Source organism: Psychrobacter sp. 16-MNA-CIBAN-0192, assembly GCF_040309565.1.
In the GTDB taxonomy this organism is placed as follows: Bacteria; Pseudomonadota; Gammaproteobacteria; order Pseudomonadales; family Moraxellaceae; genus Psychrobacter.
In genome coordinates this window covers 38,605-55,963 of record NZ_JBEOOX010000003.1, presented here as the reverse complement: position 1 = coordinate 55,963, position 17,359 = coordinate 38,605, and the positions used below count along the sequence as shown (strand labels likewise).

The window sequence follows — 17,359 nt, the reverse complement described above, 5'->3', positions numbered from 1 at the left end:
TATACTTAATGACAGCTTATAAATGATGGGTAATTGACGTTAATTTTTTGTCTAAACAATAGCGTTTAAAGAATCTTAATAAAAAATGCTGAATAATTAGCTTGGTAGAATCAGCTGCTGATGACGATTAAAAAACCGGCGATAGATAAGTAAGGCGCTCAAGGTGCAGCCAAGGGTACTACTTACGCAAATTAAAAACATGGTGACGATTTGATAGCGTACCGCTTGGGTCGGGTCAGCGCCTGCTAATATTTGCCCCGTCATCATCCCGGGTAAGCTAACAATGCCAACCACCAGCATGGAATTGAGCGTTGGCGTCATTCCATTAACGATAGCAGCGCGGATGGATGCATGTACCGCTTCGAATGGCGTTGCTGATAGTGATAGCATCATCTCAATACGGGCGCTTTGCTCATGCATATCATTGACCAACTGATTACTGGTTAATGAAATGGCAGTAAGAGAGTTGCCTAATATCAGCCCCAAAATAGGAATAACAAATTGCGGCGTGTACCAAGGCTGGACTTGCAAGATAAGCCCAATAGCAAGTCCAGTTACCAAAATAGCTGACGTACTAACTGCAATAAAAGTATCGGTTAATAAACCTTTGTAAGCGCGTTTCACCCGATTTTTAGCGGCAATAGCGGCAATTAAAGTCATTATCGTCAAAATCACTAATACTTCATACCATTGCTTGCGGGCAAATATCCAAGCTAGGATTAGCCCAATAAAACTCAGTTGAATGATAGTACGCGCCGCTGCCATCAGTAACGTTGACGTCAGGTTTAAGCGTAACCGCCACGAAATGACGAGCACCAGCACTATTAGACTGCTGGCAAGTGCCACATCCCAATAGCTTAGTAAAATTTGCAATTCATGTGTATTAGTCATTATTGGCTATCAGTATGTAGAAGTTAACATCTAAAAAATTGGCATCTAGAAATCAATGTTTAGAAATGAGGGTTTAGGAATGAGTATTTAGAAATCTAAGTTTAATAAATAATAGGTGAAAATGAATGGTTGAGAGACAATCGTTAAATATAGTGCATTTATAAAAGGAAGAATATAAATATATGATAAACCCTCTATAAATATAACTGCTATTTCTTATTTTTATTGGTAGTTATGTCTGTTAATACACCAGAGTTCATATGCCAGTGTTTATCAGAAAATGGCATAATAGCGTGCGTATCATGCGTCACCCAAAGCAGGGTACGCTGCGACTCAGCATGTAACCAATTTATTAGCCATTGGATAAAATGATGCGCAGTATCGGCATCAAGCGCTGCTGTAGGCTCATCTAATAGTAATACTTGTGGCTGTAATTGCAACAGTCGCAGGGTATTAACCAATTGACGCTCGCCACCTGACAGATGCGCTGCTGACTGCTGTAATAGATCTTGATGACGTCGTAATAACGTCAATTGCTCAATATGCCACTCAATATCAAAAGCAAGATGTTTGTGGGCTTGCAAGGTATAGGGCAATTTTAAATTGTCCAAAACGCTACCTTCTACTAGCTGTGGATGCTGTGCCAGTAAGGCTACTTGGGTTCGCCAGTCAGTCGCAGGCATATCATGGCTGTTTAATTGCTTATTCTTCTCATACAGCCAAATATCACCTGCGGTATAAGGCGCTAATCCTGCTAATACTCGCAATAATACTGATTTACCGCTACCAGAATGACCGGTGAGCATCGTCAGTTGCCTTGCTAACAATTCACCATTAGCTGCTCTAATTAAAAGAGGCTTATCAGTATATTGAGCAGCTTCAGATGACTTTAATTGCTGATTAGGTGTCTTATGGCGATTGATACGCATACCAAGAAAGCGCTTATCCGTATTGATGGGTACTAGGCGATTGCCATGTACCCAGATATCGCTAAAAGACAATAATGGACTAGGAGTCAAGTTAGGCATTAGCAACAGTTATGACCGCACACTTTGCTGCGTTATCGCTTGCTTAATGATACCCTGTAGCTGCTCTGGCACGCGAATAGGACGGATAGGGTTAGCACTTGCTACTGATTTGTCAGCCGACTGGCTTGATGGTTCTTGACCTTTGGCTTGATTCTGCACGCAGGCGATGACAATTTTGGCACTACTTAATAGCGATGCTTTGGCGTTAGTCATATTATCAGGCAAGCCACTATTCACAGAAGAATCAGTAGGGAAATTGCGATGAATGCTTTGATGAAATATAATGCTGGCAGGCTTTAGCTCTACTTTATCGATACGTACACTGATTATTTCATCTAAAAATATGGCTTTACGATACTGGAGCTCCACTTGGTTCACAACAAAATGCTGAATTTGCCCGTCTTCAGTTTGTAAAAAGTAAGTATCAAAGCCTAAGGTAGTAAACCAGTCGCGGCGACAGTTTTCAAAAAACACCAGATGATTGGCGTGGTAGACTATCCCACCAGCGTCGGTATGATTAATATAAACGTGATAATCGACCGCAAACAAAGGTTTATCCGCGCTATCGACGGTGGCAGGTTTTTTTATATGAATATGTGTTGTACTTTGGGGGTTAGTAGTAGTCATAAAATAACTCAATCATAGTATTAAAAGTGGCACAACGCGCAATGTATAATGTAGTAGGTTAAACCTTACATTAATATGAATCATACCAATTATAGTGTTGGTAATCATAGTGTCAGCATTAATAATAGGCAAACTATAGCAAAATAATCTACCAGTTTAAGCGGATTCTTGCCTTTCGCTATAGAGAAGCGTCTTTATATTCACTAATTTTTAACTTTTAATAAACTTTCGACTGATAATAATAGGATAATGCATGAGCCGTTTTGTGAGCTTTAATATCAATGGTATTCGCGCCCGCCCGCATCAACTTGAAGCCTTACGCGATATTATTGACCCTGATATCATTGGTTTGCAAGAAACTAAGGTTCATGATGAGCAATTTCCGCTTGAGATGGTAGAAAATTTAGGCTATCACGTTGAATATTTTGGGCAAAAAGCGCATTACGGTGTAGCGTTATTGTCAAAAGTTGCGCCTATTTTTGTGCAAAAAGGCTTTCCTAATGATGACGCAGAGGCGCAAAGGCGCTTTATTCATGGGCGTTATGTATTGCAAGGGCGTGAGATTGATGTGTTAAATGGTTATTTCCCGCAAGGCGAAAGCCAAGATCATCCGACCAAGTTTCCGATGAAGCGTGCTTATTATGCGGATTTAATGGCATATATTGATATGCTAAAAGCCGAAGGTCGCTCACTGATTATCATGGGCGATATGAATATTGCCCCAGAAGATATCGATATTGGTATTGGTGAAGTGAATGCTAAACGGTGGTTAAAAAATAGAAAAACCTCATTTTTACCGGAAGAGCGTGAGTGGTACGCAGCGTTAATGGATCGCGAGCTGACCGACACCTATCGTCTGCATTATCCAGAGCGCTCAGACTTGTACAGCTGGTTTGACTACCGCAGTCGTGGCTTTAATGATGAGCCTAAGCGTGGCTTGCGTATTGACCATATTCTCTGTACGCCCGATTTAAAAACGCATTGCATTGGTGCGGGTATCAGTTACGAGCTACGAGCAATGGAAAAGCCGTCAGATCATGCACCCATTTGGTCAGCTTTTGACTTAAATCAATCGTAATTTTAGCAGTGTCTTTTTAAAGGGATAAAGAATAAATACTGGCAAAATGCTTTTTTATTATCTATTGTACCATTGTGGTTTTTACCCATACGTTTCTCAAAGATTCATTTAAAACTAAAAATTAAGGATTTTATAATGGCTGTTGGCAATGTTGCAGTACCTGAAACGATTTATGCCATTGATGGTATTAGACTAAGCACCACCGCTGCAGGCGTACGTTATCCCAACCGTGATGATTTGGTCGTGATTGAAATAGCCGAGTCTGCGTCAACTGCCGTCGTCACTACTAAAAACGCTTTTTGTGCCGCGCCAGTACGCGTGTTACGCACCCATTTTGCCGAAGCAGCGCCGCGCTATTTGGTCATCAATACCGGCAATGCCAATGCAGGTACAGGCGCCGATGGTCTAAAACGTGCAGAAGCAATCTGTACGGCTTTAGCGACCAAAGTAGGGGTATATACCAATACCGTATTGCCATTTTCTACTGGGGTTATCGGTGAGCCGCTCAATAGTGACGCGGTAATAGCTGGGCTTGATAGTGCTTTGAGCAATTTAGGCGCTGATAATTGGCATGCTGCCGCCAATGGTATCCGCACTACGGATACGATTCCAAAGGTTGCCAGTCAAAAAATTAGCGTTGCCGGTACTGAGTATCATATTACTGGTATCTCTAAAGGCTCAGGAATGATACGCCCCAATATGGCAACCATGCTGGGTTATGTGGCAACTGATGCTAATATTGCGCCTGATTTATTGCAAGAAATGCTGACAGCAATCAATGAGCAATCCTTTAATCGTATTACAGTTGACGGTGATACCTCAACCAATGACTGCTGCGTGTTAATCGCTACAGGAAAAGCTGGCGCGTCTATTATTGATAGCCCAGAGCACCCGCATTATCAGCCTATTTTTACTGCTTTAACCGATGTTTTTGTGCGTTTAGCGCAGCTTATCGTTCGTGATGGCGAGGGCGCTACGAAGTTTATTACTGTTAAAGTCACAGGTGGCAAGACCACGCAAGAATGCTGTGATGTGGCATACGCTGTGGCGCATTCGCCATTGGTGAAAACGGCATTTTTTGCCAGTGATGCCAATTGGGGACGTATTCTTGCCGCAGTAGGTTATGCAGGCGTGGAAGATTTAGATACCGAACAAGTCGACGTCTCGCTGAATGAAGTTATGATTTGCCAAAATGGCAGCGTGGCACCTGACTATACCGAAGCGGCAGGCGATGCGGTGATGAGCCGTCCTGAGATTACCATTCATATTGATTTAGCGCGAGGTACAGCAAGCGACACCGTCTATACGTGCGACTTATCTTATGATTATGTCAAAATAAATGCGGATTATCGTAGTTAGTAAGCTATTGATTAACTGTAGTTATTCTCAGTGTTCCTGTCATTTTTAAAATTAAGCAAACATTCTTGCTGAATCAATAAGAATAAAAAAGCCTCTAATACATTAGGGGCTTTTTTATTTAATAATTTACCAGATATTTATATTAATAATGACTAAATCATAAAAACTGCTTAGCACTGGCTGTATTTTACACTGACGCCATGCGTCGCTGTAGGGATGCGATTGTCTGCATAAATAGCCAAGCCACCGCGTGAGGTTTCTTTATAGATATCCAGCATATCTTCGCCAGTTTGCTTCATCGTTTCCACAACTTTGTCAAAGGAAACAAAGTGCTGACCATCACCACGGCAGGCAAGGCGTGCAGCATTTACCGCTTTTACCGCACCCATTGCGTTGCGCTCGATACAAGGTACTTGTACTAAGCCGCCCACAGGATCGCAGGTCAATCCTAAGTTATGCTCAATACCGATTTCAGCGGCATTTAAACATTGTGCTGGATCACCACCTAATATTTCAGCCAGAGCAGATGCTGCCATGGCGCATGCAGAACCCACTTCGCCTTGACAACCCACTTCTGCGCCAGAGATAGAGGCATTTTGCTTAATTAAGCTGCCAATTGCCGTCGCATTAAGCAAATATTTGCGTGCGCCTTCAATACTATAATTATCTAAAAAGTCACGATAATAATGCATGACTGCAGGGATAATACCAGCAGCGCCATTGGTTGGTGCCGTCACGACGTTACCACCGTTGGCATTTTCTTCATTAACGGCTAAGGCATATAAGTCAATCCAGTCCATTGCTGCAAGTTTATCTTCTTGGCTACTCGGCAGGTCTTTTTCGGCACATAACTGCGAATATAACGCTTGAGCGCGACGCTTAACATCAAGACCGCCGGGCAATATACCGCTATTTTGACAACCACGAGTTACACAATCTTGCATAGATGCCCAGATAGAATCCAAATAGTCATTTACTTCCGCTTCGCTACGACAATGCAGCTCATTTGCCAGTACCAGCTCACTGATGCTTAAGCTATGCTGGCGACACAGCTCAAGAAGCTCGGCGGCAGTATTAAACGGGTAGGGAATACTATCAATGTTAGGTGTCGCATGGTCTTCATCAGGGTTGGTCGCGTCTTCTTCATTAATAACAAAACCACCACCTACGGAATAATAGGTCTGCTGATAGACCGTATCGTCGGCTAAGGTGGCGCGAATGGTCATGGCATTAGGATGATACGGTAATACAGTATCGCCATACCAATGGATGTCACGCTCGGTATCAAAAGCAATACTATGTTCACCTGAGAGATTTAATGTCTTATCAGAAAAAATAGGCGCAAGATACTGGCTGGTTAAGCGCGTATCAATGGTGCTGGGTTTATGCCCAAGTAAGCCCAGTAGAATCGCCGTGTCAGTAGCATGACCTTTTCCTGTTGCCGCTAATGAACCATATAGCTCAATTTCTAATGCGGTTACTTCAGTCAATGTTGTCTGCTTGCGTAAAGACGCTAAAAATAAATTGGCTGCCACCATCGGACCGACCGTATGTGAGCTTGATGGACCAATCCCAATTTTAAATAAATCAAATACACTAATCATAATCAGTTACCAAAGAGAGTGAAATAGAGTCAGCATGAACCCTGTGGTTTAGGAATATAATGTCCATCATACAAATTGCTTATACAGCACAGATGGCGGACAGGGCTACAAGCTATTAATTGTTTGGTTTCGGGAATCGTCGATAAATTTTGAACCTACTCGTGCAGATTACCTATTAATAATTTCTATTTTTTGCGATTAAATTCCGTTATGATGCTGGCATTATCTTCTATGTAACATCCTGTAATTTGACTGCTATCATAAACGATATCGCTACTATAAAATTGTCATTGCAAAACCATCCCTATAAAAAATATTGCCTATGAGAATTTGGCGCTACGTTTAGTAGAACATATCTTACAGCATACATCTAGAAGAATATAGATATTCTATAAAAGCAATAGCAGCTGGCTCAAATTGATTAGACAAGATAATGATGAAGAGAAAGTGTCACACTCATTCAAGAGTTATAGCAGCAGAAATCCATCATTTATTTTATCGTAACTTGTCTTTTAACTGGCTGTTTTATAGCTGGCGTTAGCAATTATGCTTTTATTATTACCACTGGTTCAGACTACTTAGGAACAGCGCGCATGACCATCCAATCAGAGCAGCCCTCTCAGTCACAGCAAAGCCATTTAACTGCACAAGGTAAAAGCCCGAACTCAAATACGGTCAGCTTCGCTCATAATCCGGACTTTGATAATGGACGCTGGTTTCCAACATGGCGTCCTTATCAAGGTGATCTTGACCGTCATCCTGTAGGTATCAATGAGTATTTGCCACCGAGTAAAAGTGTGCTACTTGGAATGCAACATACCTTTGCAATGTTTGGCTCGACTGTCCTAGCGCCTTTGTTAATGGGATTTGACCCAAACTTAGCTATTTTGATGTCCGGTATTTGTACTATCATGTTTTTTATGATTACTGGCGGGCGGATGCCCAGTTACTTGGGTTCAAGTTTTGCTTTTATAGGACCTGTTATCGCAGTGACTGCCTATGCAGGGGTTGGTTTTAATGCCAACTTAAATGTCGCATTGGGCGGCATTATGGTTTGCGGTATTATTTATGCGCTGGTCGGCTTATTGGTCATTAAGACGGGTACCGGATGGATTGAGCGCTTAATGCCGCCAATTGTGACCGGTGCAATTGTCATGATTATCGGTTTAAACTTAGCACCAGTTACTATCCAAGGGGTTTCTGCCAATCAGTTTGATGCATGGATGGCAGCATTAACCGTACTGCTTATCAGTGGTGTGGCAGTCTTTACCCGTGGCATGCTCCGACGCTTATTGTTATTGATTGGGATGATATTGTCTTACGCAGCCTATTTTATCATGACCAATGTACTCGGTTTTGGCGTGCCTATTGACTTTAGTGGCATTGCTGCCGCCTCATGGTTTGGTTTACCGAGTATCCACGCACCGCGCTTTAAGATGAGCGCGATTATTTTAATTGCACCAGTGGCATTTATCTTAATTGCTGAAAACTTGGGACATTTTAAAGCGGTGGAGGGCATGACTAAGTCAAAAGTTACGCCTTATATGGGACGCGCGTTTTTTGCTGATGGTTTGGCGACTATGTTTTCAGCGGGCTTTGGTGGCACAGGTGTTACCACTTATGCTGAGAATATCGGCGTGATGGCAGTAACCAAGGTTTATAGCACCACCATCTTCGTGATGGCAGGTGCTGTAGCAGTATTGCTGGGATTGTCGCCGAAGTTTGGGGCAATTATTCAAACCATTCCGCCCGCATTATTAGGTGGCGCGTCCATCGTAGTATTTGGATTGATTGCCATTGCTGGGGCAAAAATTTGGATAGATAGCCACATAGATTTTAGCAAAAATAGCAATTTACTGATTGCTGCTGTCACTGTGATTATGGGCACTGGTAACTTTAGCTTGCATATTGGTGGCTTTGATTTGGGCGGTATTGGCACGGCAACCTTAACCGCCATTGTGCTTAATGCGCTATTTAATCGCCAACGTGATTAATTTATAAGCTTTACAATAGAATGAAGACTGTTATTATTTCACCTCTATATCTGTTTTATTTTTATGCCAGCGCGCAAAGAAGCGATAACGTCTGAGCGCGCGATTTTTTGGTTTTAGCGAGCCCAAATAGATCGCTAACATGGTGAGCAGTGCACCGCTCCATTGTAAAGTGTTAATCGGCTTATCGAGCCAGCTATAATCAATTAATAAGGCAGCAATCGGCTCAGTTAATAATAATAATCCGGTCAATGTTAATGACAGCTTAGGAATAGAATAAGCAATCAGTCCCCATGCTAAGCACTGCATAACCGAACCATAAATCAATATCCAGCCTACCTCAGCCCACGTATTTGGCAAGATATGCCCCATATCAAGAATCAGCATGGGTACTATCATAGCCGCCACACCGCCGATACTAATCAACTGCATCAAGACAAATATCGGCGTGGGTTCAGCGTCATGAGTTTTACGTATAAAGGTCATTGATGCCGCTAGCATGGCACCTGATACGATACCGGTAATAAATCCGTACACCGCTCTATCATTTTGTGCAAACTCTGGGCTGCCAATCAGTGCCACGCCAAGTATGGCTAAACATAAACTCCCTAGCTGTAAAGGCGACTGTCGCTCATTAAAGTATAAAAACCCAATCGCGGCTAAAAAGAAAATCTGTAAGCTATTTAAGAGTGTTGAGATGCCGGGTCCCACCGCATGAATACTCTCATGCCAAAATGCCAAATCCAAGCCTAAAAATACCCCCGATAACAAGGCAAATATAATGGCTGGTTTTGAGCGTGGTAAACGCTGTTTTGTCCATACTGTTAATAATGAGAATAGCACCCCTGATATTGCAAGTCGCCAAAACGCCATTGCCCAGCCACCAATATTGACATGAGCGACTATCAGACTGCCTAAACCAAAAATAACACAGCCTATAACCAAGCCAATGGGTGCAGAACGTGACGAGACCGCCATGCGTAATCCTTTAAGTAAAATATTAAGAAGAGGTGCGGAAAGAGTAGCCGCTTTTCATAATTGAAGACAATCTACTTGTTTAGCAGCAAGCACAAAACACTGACAAGTCTTATAACATGCTGTCAGACTGTTACTTAATGCAGGTTGGTTATGAGTATATTATTTGCTATTTTATTCGATTACCATCATATTTTATAATCAACTTATTTATAATCATGTTTGTGATAACCACTTTGAAGATATTAAGCACGAAATACCATAAGCACAACATACCAATTACATTTGCGTCATCACATTAGGTTTAGGGGTTACTATGTCTCAACGCTGCACATCATTTTATCGTAATCCGCTTAAACACACCTTGCTTACGATGGCAAAACCGAATTTATATTTTACGTTAAGCGCTGTTATAGCGGCTATCTTTATAGCTCCAGCGGCGCAAGCTGCCAGTTGTAAAATCCCTAAAACCTATTATAAAAATGTGACTTGCACTTCCAGTTCTGGTTATTTTCTGGCGATAAAAGATTATGGCGAACCGGTTGCCCTGATTGATAGTAAGGGTAAGGTTATTACTGACTTATCCTCTTATCAAAAAGTAGATGCTACTAAAATAAGTGATGGGCTATTGCCCGTGTTACGCAAAGGTCGGGTTGGCTATATTAATATGCAAGGTCAGGAGGTCATTCCACCCGTTTACGACACTATAGGCGGTGGTCAGAACTGGGCGCGAGCGGCATCTGATGGACGTATTGTCGTTAAAAATTCAGGACAGTTTGGTGTTATCAATACCAGCAATCAGACGGTTGTACCATTCTCAGCAGCCATTAGTGATATTGATAACTTTAAGGGCGGACGTGCGCGCATTCGCAAAAATAAAACCAGCAGTTGGGTCGATAAAAACGGCAATCCTGTGGAAGATTTTGCAGCGAAAGCACCTTCTAATCGTAATGATCCGCGTGAGAATGCCAAAGCTAATGTTTCTGCTACCAGCTATAATCCACCTAAAAATGTTGGTAATAAATCTGACTCGAAGTTGCCTCCTAGTACCAATCAATCAGTGTATGAATCTTTGATTAAGGACAATGTAGCCGAAAATATTACATCTTATCAGCAACCTGTCAGCGGCTTTACTACCTTGCAGCCCAATCAACAAGATGGAAAATGGGGATATATTGATGCTAATAATGTGGTTATGATTACCTATTCATTCGATGAAGTGCGACCTTTTGCTGAGGGACTCGCGGGCGTGCGTGTTGATAATAATTGGGGCTTTTTAAATCTAGGCGGTGAAGTGGTTATTCCTTTTGACTTTGACAATAACCGCATTTTACCCAGTGATAGAGCGACGGAGACACCTTCATTCGTATTTAAAAATGGTAGAGCATGGGTTAATAATCTGAGTAATGGCGCCAAAATGTGTATTAATAAATCAGGGTCTTATGTGGGCTGTGAATAAAAGTATTTATATAAGTGTAAACACATAATTTGATATTCTTGTAAGTACAATAGACTTAATTTCTCAAAAAATTAAGCGATAAGTAAAAAAGAGGCAGTACCGATAAATCATTTATTGGCACTGCCTCTTTTTTACTTCACAACGAACACAAAACTGATTTAAGTACGCTTAATCAAGTAAATGATTACGAATCAGATCAACCAGATAAGGCTGATAATAAGCCGGAATATCGTGTGCCATGCCTTCAATCAAATAAAACTTAGCATTGGGAATAGTCTTTGCAACCACTCGTCCTTGCGACGCTGGCAACAATCCATCCGCACTGCCATGAATCACAATAGTTGGTGCTTTTACCTGTTTACTAAAGCGGCTGATAGACCCAGAAGATAAAATAGCGTTGAGCTGCTGCACTGAACCAAGCGGGTGAAAATTACGCTGATAGCGTAGTTTGGCAATCTCACGAACCGTACGTACATTCACGTGCCCCGGCGTGCCTACTGTTTTCATAAACCAGACGCTATGGCGCACGATATCACGTTCAGAATGGCTTTCCGGACGATTAATTAAGGTATAAAGCTGGCGCGGTTTGGGCGGACGTAAAAATGCGCGATTGGTAGTGGTGAACATCAGCGCCAAGCGATTCACTAAGCTTGGGTAACGCGCCGCCACGATTTGCGCAATCATACCACCCATCGAAGCACCAAGCAGGTGCGTGTTACTCAACTTCAAGGCTTTAATCAAGCGAACTGTATCTTCAGCCATGTCGGTTAGGTTATAAGCAACCTGCTGCCCTTTATTTGACAAGCCTGTTTGCAAACGCAGCATCATCTTTAATTGACTGACCCGCGGAAGCCCATCAATTTGTACTTTTGATGACAGACCGATATCGCGATTGTCAAAGCGAATAATGAAAAATCCAGCGTCAATCAAGCGCTTCACAAAGTCATTTGGCCAAAAAACCATTTGTGAGCCAAGCCCCATGACCATAAGAAGGGGCGGATGATTGGGATTGCCACCTGCCTCAACACACAGCTCAATACCATCACCAATATCTATCATGGCTTGATACAAATGCTCGCTCAGATCAGACGCTCGCCACTGATGTTCGCCAAATTTTTGCCATTCAGGGGTTGGATAAGTCACAGTATGAGCAGACGAATCCATATCACGCGAATCTGTATCATGAAGATTATTTGGCTGTGTTACTGGCTCTGGATGCTTTGAGTTCGCCATGAGCGCTCCTACTTATAGTTCTATCATCTCAAAATCTAATTTACCTACGCCACACTCAGGACAGGTCCAATCATCTGGGATATCATCCCACAATGTGCCGGGAGCAATGCCTTCTTCAGGACAGCCTAGTGCTTCATCATAAATCCAACCACAGACAATACATTCATAACGTTTCATATGGAATCCTATCAATTATCATCAGTTTTGCAGTCTATAAGCAGAGCACAAAAACGCAAGTAGTGTAGCATATAACCATAATTGGTATGGTTAAGTTTACACTTGTATATTGAGATAAGGAGGTTTTTATCAAGGGTTTAATAGATGTTTATTGCCGCTTTATAAAGTGGATACTGGCACGTGCACTCTACAAATAGCCTCATTATGATATAATAGTTGCCGTTTATAATCTTGTATCTATGGGGTTATTGCCATGTTTTTTACCATTATTGCATTTTATGAAAGCTATTTAAGTTAAGGGTTATTATGAGCAGCACCGAAGCGAACGTTGCTATCACCGCTTTTGAATCATCAACTGTGCTCAATACCGATCATCCATTTTGGCAGATTATCCGTACCGTACCAAATTTTCCTAAAGTCGGCATTGATTTTTATGACATTACGCCCTTACTGCGTAGTCATATTGATAGTGTTATTGATGCCTTGCTGGCAACGTTACCAGAGGGATTATTAGATGAGGTGGATTGTTTAGGAGCAGTCGAGGCGCGTGGGTTTGTATTTGCAAGTTTGCTGGCAGGACGTTTGGGTAAGGGGATGATTTTGCTCCGTAAACCGGGCAAGCTACCGCCACCAGTCGCTAATAAAGCCTATGCGCTAGAGTATGGTAAAGACACTCTGGAGATGCAAAATAACTTACCACCTGAGCGGGTATTATTGGTCGACGATATATTAGCCACGGGCGGCACGTTAACCACCGCTTATGAGTTATGCAAATCTGCGGGTCATACCGTAATGGGAGCTTTAGTGTTACTCGATTTAGTAGAATTACATGGGGTATTCCCTGTACCTATTTATACGGTATTAAAAGCCTAATACTCAGTGATTAAAACTAAGCTATTAGCAACAAAGACTTTAAAATATGATAAATAAAAAAGCGCGCTTTATTTCAGGGTGCTTTTTTGCTAAATAGGACTTATGTTTAGCTAAGGCTTACCGTTAACGTTTAATTACGCATGGCTGCTAGTGTTTGCGCAAGCTCATCACGCGCCCCGATAAAGCCATCAATACCTTTAGGTAATAAATCCTGAGTAATTTTATCTTGCTGATATGCCTGACTAAAGGCGTCTTTATCTAGACTGACGCGACTCATAGGCGTTGCATTCTTCGCCATTTTAAGTGATATCTGGCGTGAAACAGGGATATCTAAAGCAGCAAGCTCATCAATAAGATTTGGTGCAATGGTCAATAGGTCACAGCCTGCTAGAGCCAGTATTTGCTCAATGGAGCGGAAACTTGCGCCCATAACTTGTGTTTTATAACCGTGCTGCTTGTAGTACTGATAAATCAATTTTACTGATTGCACACCTAAGTCGTCAGCAGCAGCTATCTCTTGGCGACCTTGTTGGTGCTTTTGCCAATCTAAAATACGTCCAACAAAGGGTGAAATTAACGTAACACCGGCATCCGCGCAAGCAATAGCCTGATGCTGCCCAAATAGCAAGGTTAAATTACAGTGAATACCTTGGGTTTCAAGATAGCGCGCTGCCTCAATACCTTGCCATGTTGCTGCCATTTTAATCAATACACGCTCAGAATCAATGTCTGCGCGTTGATAGGCTTCCATAAATTCTAACGCTTTGCTAATCGTCGCTTGGGTGTCATAAGACAAGCGCGCATCGACTTCAGTAGATACCCGACCTTCGATCAACTCTAAAATATTACAGCCGACTTGAATAGTGAGCGCGTCAATCACGGCATCAACATCACCTTGATAATGATTCATGGTGTCGGAGAGCATGGCTTGATTGTCAGGGTGTACAAGGGCTTTGGTAATCAGGCTTGGATTGGTGGTCGCATCCATAGGTTTTAGTCGCTCAATGGCGGCAAGGTCACCGGTGTCAGCGACAATGGTAGTCATCGTACGAAGTTGCTGTAATGCGCTCATCATTTATCCTTTTTATAGGTAATTAGTCGTTATTGATTTTATTTATCATGGTGCAAGTTATCATAATACAAATTATCATCTTGCGAATAGTTCATGCTATAAATGTAGGCTGCTGCCAGTATTTGGCTCTAAACTTTAGCACAGTTTTATGCCAGAATTTACCTATAGTTGTTTGGCAAATGGTAATTGATAAGATTTATGCCGTTTCTCTCATTTACGCATGGGCACTTTCGCCAGTTTTTGTTATAGTATGGACAGTTATATCAGGCTGTGCCATATTCACGAGTAAATGATAGGAAGCTATGGCGTGATAAAATTTGGCAGCAGATGATAAGTAAGGTAAGACCTATAAAGGTTCTGCCTACAATGATAAAGTTAATAATAAATAATACGTTCTAAAAAAGGATAGGCGGTATGAGTGAGCAGTCAGCAGAGCAAAACATGGATAATCTAAACCAAGTAACCCCCGATGTGAGCGACACCTCATCCGAACAAGCGTTTTTAGATCAGCTGCGCCAAAATATTGATGCGGTAGACTGTGAAATTCAAACCCTTATTAATAATCGCGCTAAGCTTGCTCAGAAAGTAGCGGTCGTTAAGAAAAGTCACGTGGCTAATAGCGCTAATGCCCCCACAACCAATCCTATTTTTTATCGTCCTGAGCGTGAAGCGCAAGTGTTAAAAGCGGTTATGGCTCGCAATACAGGGCCTATTGCTGATGAAAAAATGGCGCGCCTGTTTCGTGAAATCATGTCAGTTTGTCTTGATTTAGAAGCACCGCAACGCATTGCCTTTTTAGGTCCGCTTGGCACCTTTACCCATGCCGCAGCACTAAAGCATTTTGGTAAAGCAGCAGATACGGTACCTCTTACCACCATTACTGATGTGTTCCGTGAAGTGGAAGCAGGAACAGCAATGTATGGTGTAGTACCTGTAGAAAACTCTTCTGAAGGCGTGGTAAACCACACCTTAGACGGGTTTTTATCGTCAACGTTAAAAATCATTGGTGAAGTGGAATTGCCAATTCATCAAAACTTTTTAGTTGCTGAGCATACTAAGATTGATGGTATTAGTCGTATTTATTCCCATCAGCAGTCATTGGCGCAGTGTCGTCATTGGCTTGATGTGAATTATCCAAATGTTGAGCGCGTAGCGGTATCTAGTAATGGAGAAGCTGCGCGTCGCCTAAAAAATGAGTGGCATTCTGCAGCGATTGCAGGGGATGTGGCAGCCGCAGAATATGATTTGCATAAGTTATATGCCAATATTGAAGACAATCCAAGTAATACTACGCGCTTCTTAATCATTGGTCATGAAGCGGTCGCACCATCTGGTCAAGATAAAACCTCTATTGTGGTTTCTGCCCATGATAAAGCTGGTGCGTTGATTGAAATCCTTAAGCCACTCTCTAAGCATGGCGTATCAATGACCAGTATCGAAACGCGTCCTGAGCGTCCTAACAAGTGGGCGTATGTCTTTTTCATTGATATGGATGGACATATGCAGGATGCCAATGTGAAAGCAGCGATTGATGATATTCGCCCATTGGTTAAAGATGTGCGTATCTTAGGCTCATACCCTAAAGCGGTGATTTAAAGGTTTTTTATAGCGTATCTGTTAATCATGATATCGGTTAATAGCGTATTTATTCATGATAATTTTATTGCCATGAATAATGATAGTGCTTAAATTAGTGCTTAAAAATGTTATCCCGTAATAATACCGAGGTAATGACCTCTAAGGACAGAGCATGCAGCCGAATCAGTTGAGCCAAGATACCCAAGGTAAAAAGGTAAGTGTAACAGATTCAACGTCCTATATGTCACAGGCGCCGGTTACTGCTTACGATAGTATTTTAACGTTAATGCCGTATGAGGCGGGTAAGCCGATTGAAGAGCTGACTCGCGAATACGGGGTATCAGATGTTATTAAGCTTGCTAGTAATGAGAATCCTTGGGGCTGCTCGCCGTCTGTTACCTTAGCCATTACTGAGCAATTGGGACAATTGGCACGGTATCCGGATGACAGTGGCTATTATCTCAAGCAAGCGCTTGCTGATTTTAATGATATTGACGTTAAACGCATTACTCTAGGTAGTGGTGCCAATGATTTGCTTAATATCTTGGCGCGTACGTTTGTGGGTACGGATGACGCGATTGTTTATAGTCAATATGCCTTTGTGTTCTATTCAATGCTGGCAAAAATGCAAGGTGCAACGGGCATTGAAGTGCCAGCGCAGCATTTTGGGCATGATTTAGATGCCATGCGCCAAGCGGTTGCTGATAATGATAATATCAAAATCGTCTTTATTGCCAACCCTAATAATCCAACGGGCACACAGCTTGAACGTGACGCAGTGCGTGAATTTTTAGCTAGCATGCCAAGCTCAGTGCTCGTCGTATTAGATGAAGCCTATATCGAATATAGCCCAAAGAGCAACAATCGTGCCTTATTAAATGAGTTTGATAATATAGTGATTGTGCGTACCTTTTCTAAAGCCTATGGGCTGGCAGGTCTGCGCGTGGGTTATGCGTTGAGTTCAGCGCCCATTGCTGAGTTATTAGACCGAGTGCGTCAGCCGTTTAATGTTAACCGCCTTGCCATGGCTGCAGCTACTGCCGCGCTGGGCGACCAAGAGTTTGTTAATAAGGTGCGCTTAAGCAATGACGAGCAAAGGCGCTGGCTAGGGAAGCAATTTGATGCGTTGGGATTAGGTTTTATTAAGTCGCATGCCAATTTTATTATGGTTGAAATGCAAGTTGAGATGGAAGACGCCACAGCGGCACTTGTCAATCAAGCGCTACTTGAGCAAGGTATTATTGTACGCCCATTAACAAATTACGGGCTGCCCGATTGGCTACGTATTACCGTCGGTTTGGTAGAAGAAAACATGCGCCTTATTGATACTTTACGGTCAATTTTATCCGATGATTAAAAAATCCGACCATAGCTAAATGGTGTGATTTATCGCCATTTATTCGAAAACCTTATA

General features: G+C 42.2%; 15 protein-coding genes. 7 read left to right on the top strand and 8 right to left on the bottom strand.

The window, feature by feature from the left end:
• Nucleotides 1-96 precede the first annotated feature (96 nt).
• The 3 genes from AAEY78_RS03640 to AAEY78_RS03630 form a co-directional block, all read right to left on the bottom strand.
• Nucleotides 97-891 (bottom strand): ABC transporter permease, encoded by a 795-nt coding sequence (locus AAEY78_RS03640; RefSeq protein WP_352337407.1) that lies wholly within the window; start codon nucleotides 889-891, stop codon nucleotides 97-99.
• A gap of 209 nt (nucleotides 892-1,100) precedes the next feature.
• Nucleotides 1,101-1,919: an ABC transporter ATP-binding protein gene (locus AAEY78_RS03635; protein WP_352337405.1), complete on the bottom strand. Its 819-nt coding sequence runs from the start codon at nucleotides 1,917-1,919 to the stop codon at nucleotides 1,101-1,103.
• Between the two features lie 9 nt (nucleotides 1,920-1,928).
• Nucleotides 1,929-2,546 carry a hotdog family protein gene (locus tag AAEY78_RS03630; RefSeq protein WP_352337404.1) on the bottom strand — a complete coding sequence of 206 codons (618 nt, stop codon included), beginning with the start codon at nucleotides 2,544-2,546 and terminating at the stop codon, nucleotides 1,929-1,931.
• Between the two features lie 253 nt (nucleotides 2,547-2,799).
• Here AAEY78_RS03630 and xthA point away from each other — a divergent pair, with 253 nt between their 5' ends.
• A complete protein-coding gene (gene xthA / locus AAEY78_RS03625; protein WP_352337402.1) occupies nucleotides 2,800-3,624 on the top strand; it encodes an exodeoxyribonuclease III in 825 nt (274 codons plus the stop codon).
• A 135-nt stretch (nucleotides 3,625-3,759) separates the two neighbouring features.
• Nucleotides 3,760-4,983 (top strand): bifunctional glutamate N-acetyltransferase/amino-acid acetyltransferase ArgJ, encoded by a 1,224-nt coding sequence (argJ, locus tag AAEY78_RS03620; RefSeq protein WP_352337400.1) that lies wholly within the window; start codon nucleotides 3,760-3,762, stop codon nucleotides 4,981-4,983.
• Between the two features lie 170 nt (nucleotides 4,984-5,153).
• Here argJ and AAEY78_RS03615 read toward each other — a convergent pair whose 3' ends face one another.
• The gene (locus AAEY78_RS03615) at nucleotides 5,154-6,587 is read right to left on the bottom strand and encodes an L-serine ammonia-lyase (RefSeq protein WP_352337398.1); all 1,434 of its coding nucleotides are present in this window, start codon (nucleotides 6,585-6,587) and stop codon (nucleotides 5,154-5,156) included.
• A 593-nt stretch (nucleotides 6,588-7,180) separates the two neighbouring features.
• Between AAEY78_RS03615 and AAEY78_RS03610 the strand changes: the two genes are divergently transcribed.
• The gene (locus AAEY78_RS03610; protein ID WP_352337397.1) at nucleotides 7,181-8,581 is read left to right on the top strand and encodes a solute carrier family 23 protein; all 1,401 of its coding nucleotides are present in this window, start codon (nucleotides 7,181-7,183) and stop codon (nucleotides 8,579-8,581) included.
• A gap of 33 nt (nucleotides 8,582-8,614) precedes the next feature.
• On the opposite strand, the gene AAEY78_RS03605 is transcribed toward AAEY78_RS03610, so the two are convergent.
• The gene (locus AAEY78_RS03605) at nucleotides 8,615-9,556 is read right to left on the bottom strand and encodes a DMT family transporter (protein WP_352337395.1); all 942 of its coding nucleotides are present in this window, start codon (nucleotides 9,554-9,556) and stop codon (nucleotides 8,615-8,617) included.
• 313 nt (nucleotides 9,557-9,869) lie between these two features.
• On the opposite strand from AAEY78_RS03605, the gene AAEY78_RS03600 reads away from it, so the two are divergent.
• Nucleotides 9,870-11,012: a WG repeat-containing protein gene (locus AAEY78_RS03600; RefSeq protein ID WP_352337393.1), complete on the top strand. Its 1,143-nt coding sequence runs from the start codon at nucleotides 9,870-9,872 to the stop codon at nucleotides 11,010-11,012.
• 168 nt (nucleotides 11,013-11,180) lie between these two features.
• Here AAEY78_RS03600 and AAEY78_RS03595 read toward each other — a convergent pair whose 3' ends face one another.
• A complete protein-coding gene (locus tag AAEY78_RS03595; RefSeq protein ID WP_352337709.1) occupies nucleotides 11,181-12,176 on the bottom strand; it encodes an alpha/beta fold hydrolase in 996 nt (331 codons plus the stop codon).
• Nucleotides 12,177-12,257: 81 nt separating this feature from the next.
• On the bottom strand, nucleotides 12,258-12,422 hold the full coding sequence (locus tag AAEY78_RS03590; RefSeq protein WP_352337392.1) for a rubredoxin: 165 nt from the start codon (nucleotides 12,420-12,422) through the stop codon (nucleotides 12,258-12,260).
• Between the two features lie 306 nt (nucleotides 12,423-12,728).
• On the opposite strand from AAEY78_RS03590, the gene AAEY78_RS03585 reads away from it, so the two are divergent.
• The gene (locus AAEY78_RS03585; protein ID WP_352337390.1) at nucleotides 12,729-13,295 is read left to right on the top strand and encodes an adenine phosphoribosyltransferase; all 567 of its coding nucleotides are present in this window, start codon (nucleotides 12,729-12,731) and stop codon (nucleotides 13,293-13,295) included.
• A gap of 130 nt (nucleotides 13,296-13,425) precedes the next feature.
• On the opposite strand, the gene AAEY78_RS03580 is transcribed toward AAEY78_RS03585, so the two are convergent.
• Nucleotides 13,426-14,367 carry a transaldolase gene (locus AAEY78_RS03580; RefSeq protein ID WP_352337388.1) on the bottom strand — a complete coding sequence of 314 codons (942 nt, stop codon included), beginning with the start codon at nucleotides 14,365-14,367 and terminating at the stop codon, nucleotides 13,426-13,428.
• 414 nt (nucleotides 14,368-14,781) lie between these two features.
• On the opposite strand from AAEY78_RS03580, the gene pheA reads away from it, so the two are divergent.
• Both pheA and hisC read left to right on the top strand, forming a co-directional pair.
• On the top strand, nucleotides 14,782-15,963 hold the full coding sequence (pheA, locus tag AAEY78_RS03575) for a prephenate dehydratase (RefSeq protein WP_352337386.1): 1,182 nt from the start codon (nucleotides 14,782-14,784) through the stop codon (nucleotides 15,961-15,963).
• A gap of 154 nt (nucleotides 15,964-16,117) precedes the next feature.
• Nucleotides 16,118-17,302 carry a histidinol-phosphate transaminase gene (hisC, locus tag AAEY78_RS03570; protein WP_502943639.1) on the top strand — a complete coding sequence of 395 codons (1,185 nt, stop codon included), beginning with the start codon at nucleotides 16,118-16,120 and terminating at the stop codon, nucleotides 17,300-17,302.
• The last annotated feature ends 57 nt before the right edge of the window (nucleotides 17,303-17,359 follow it).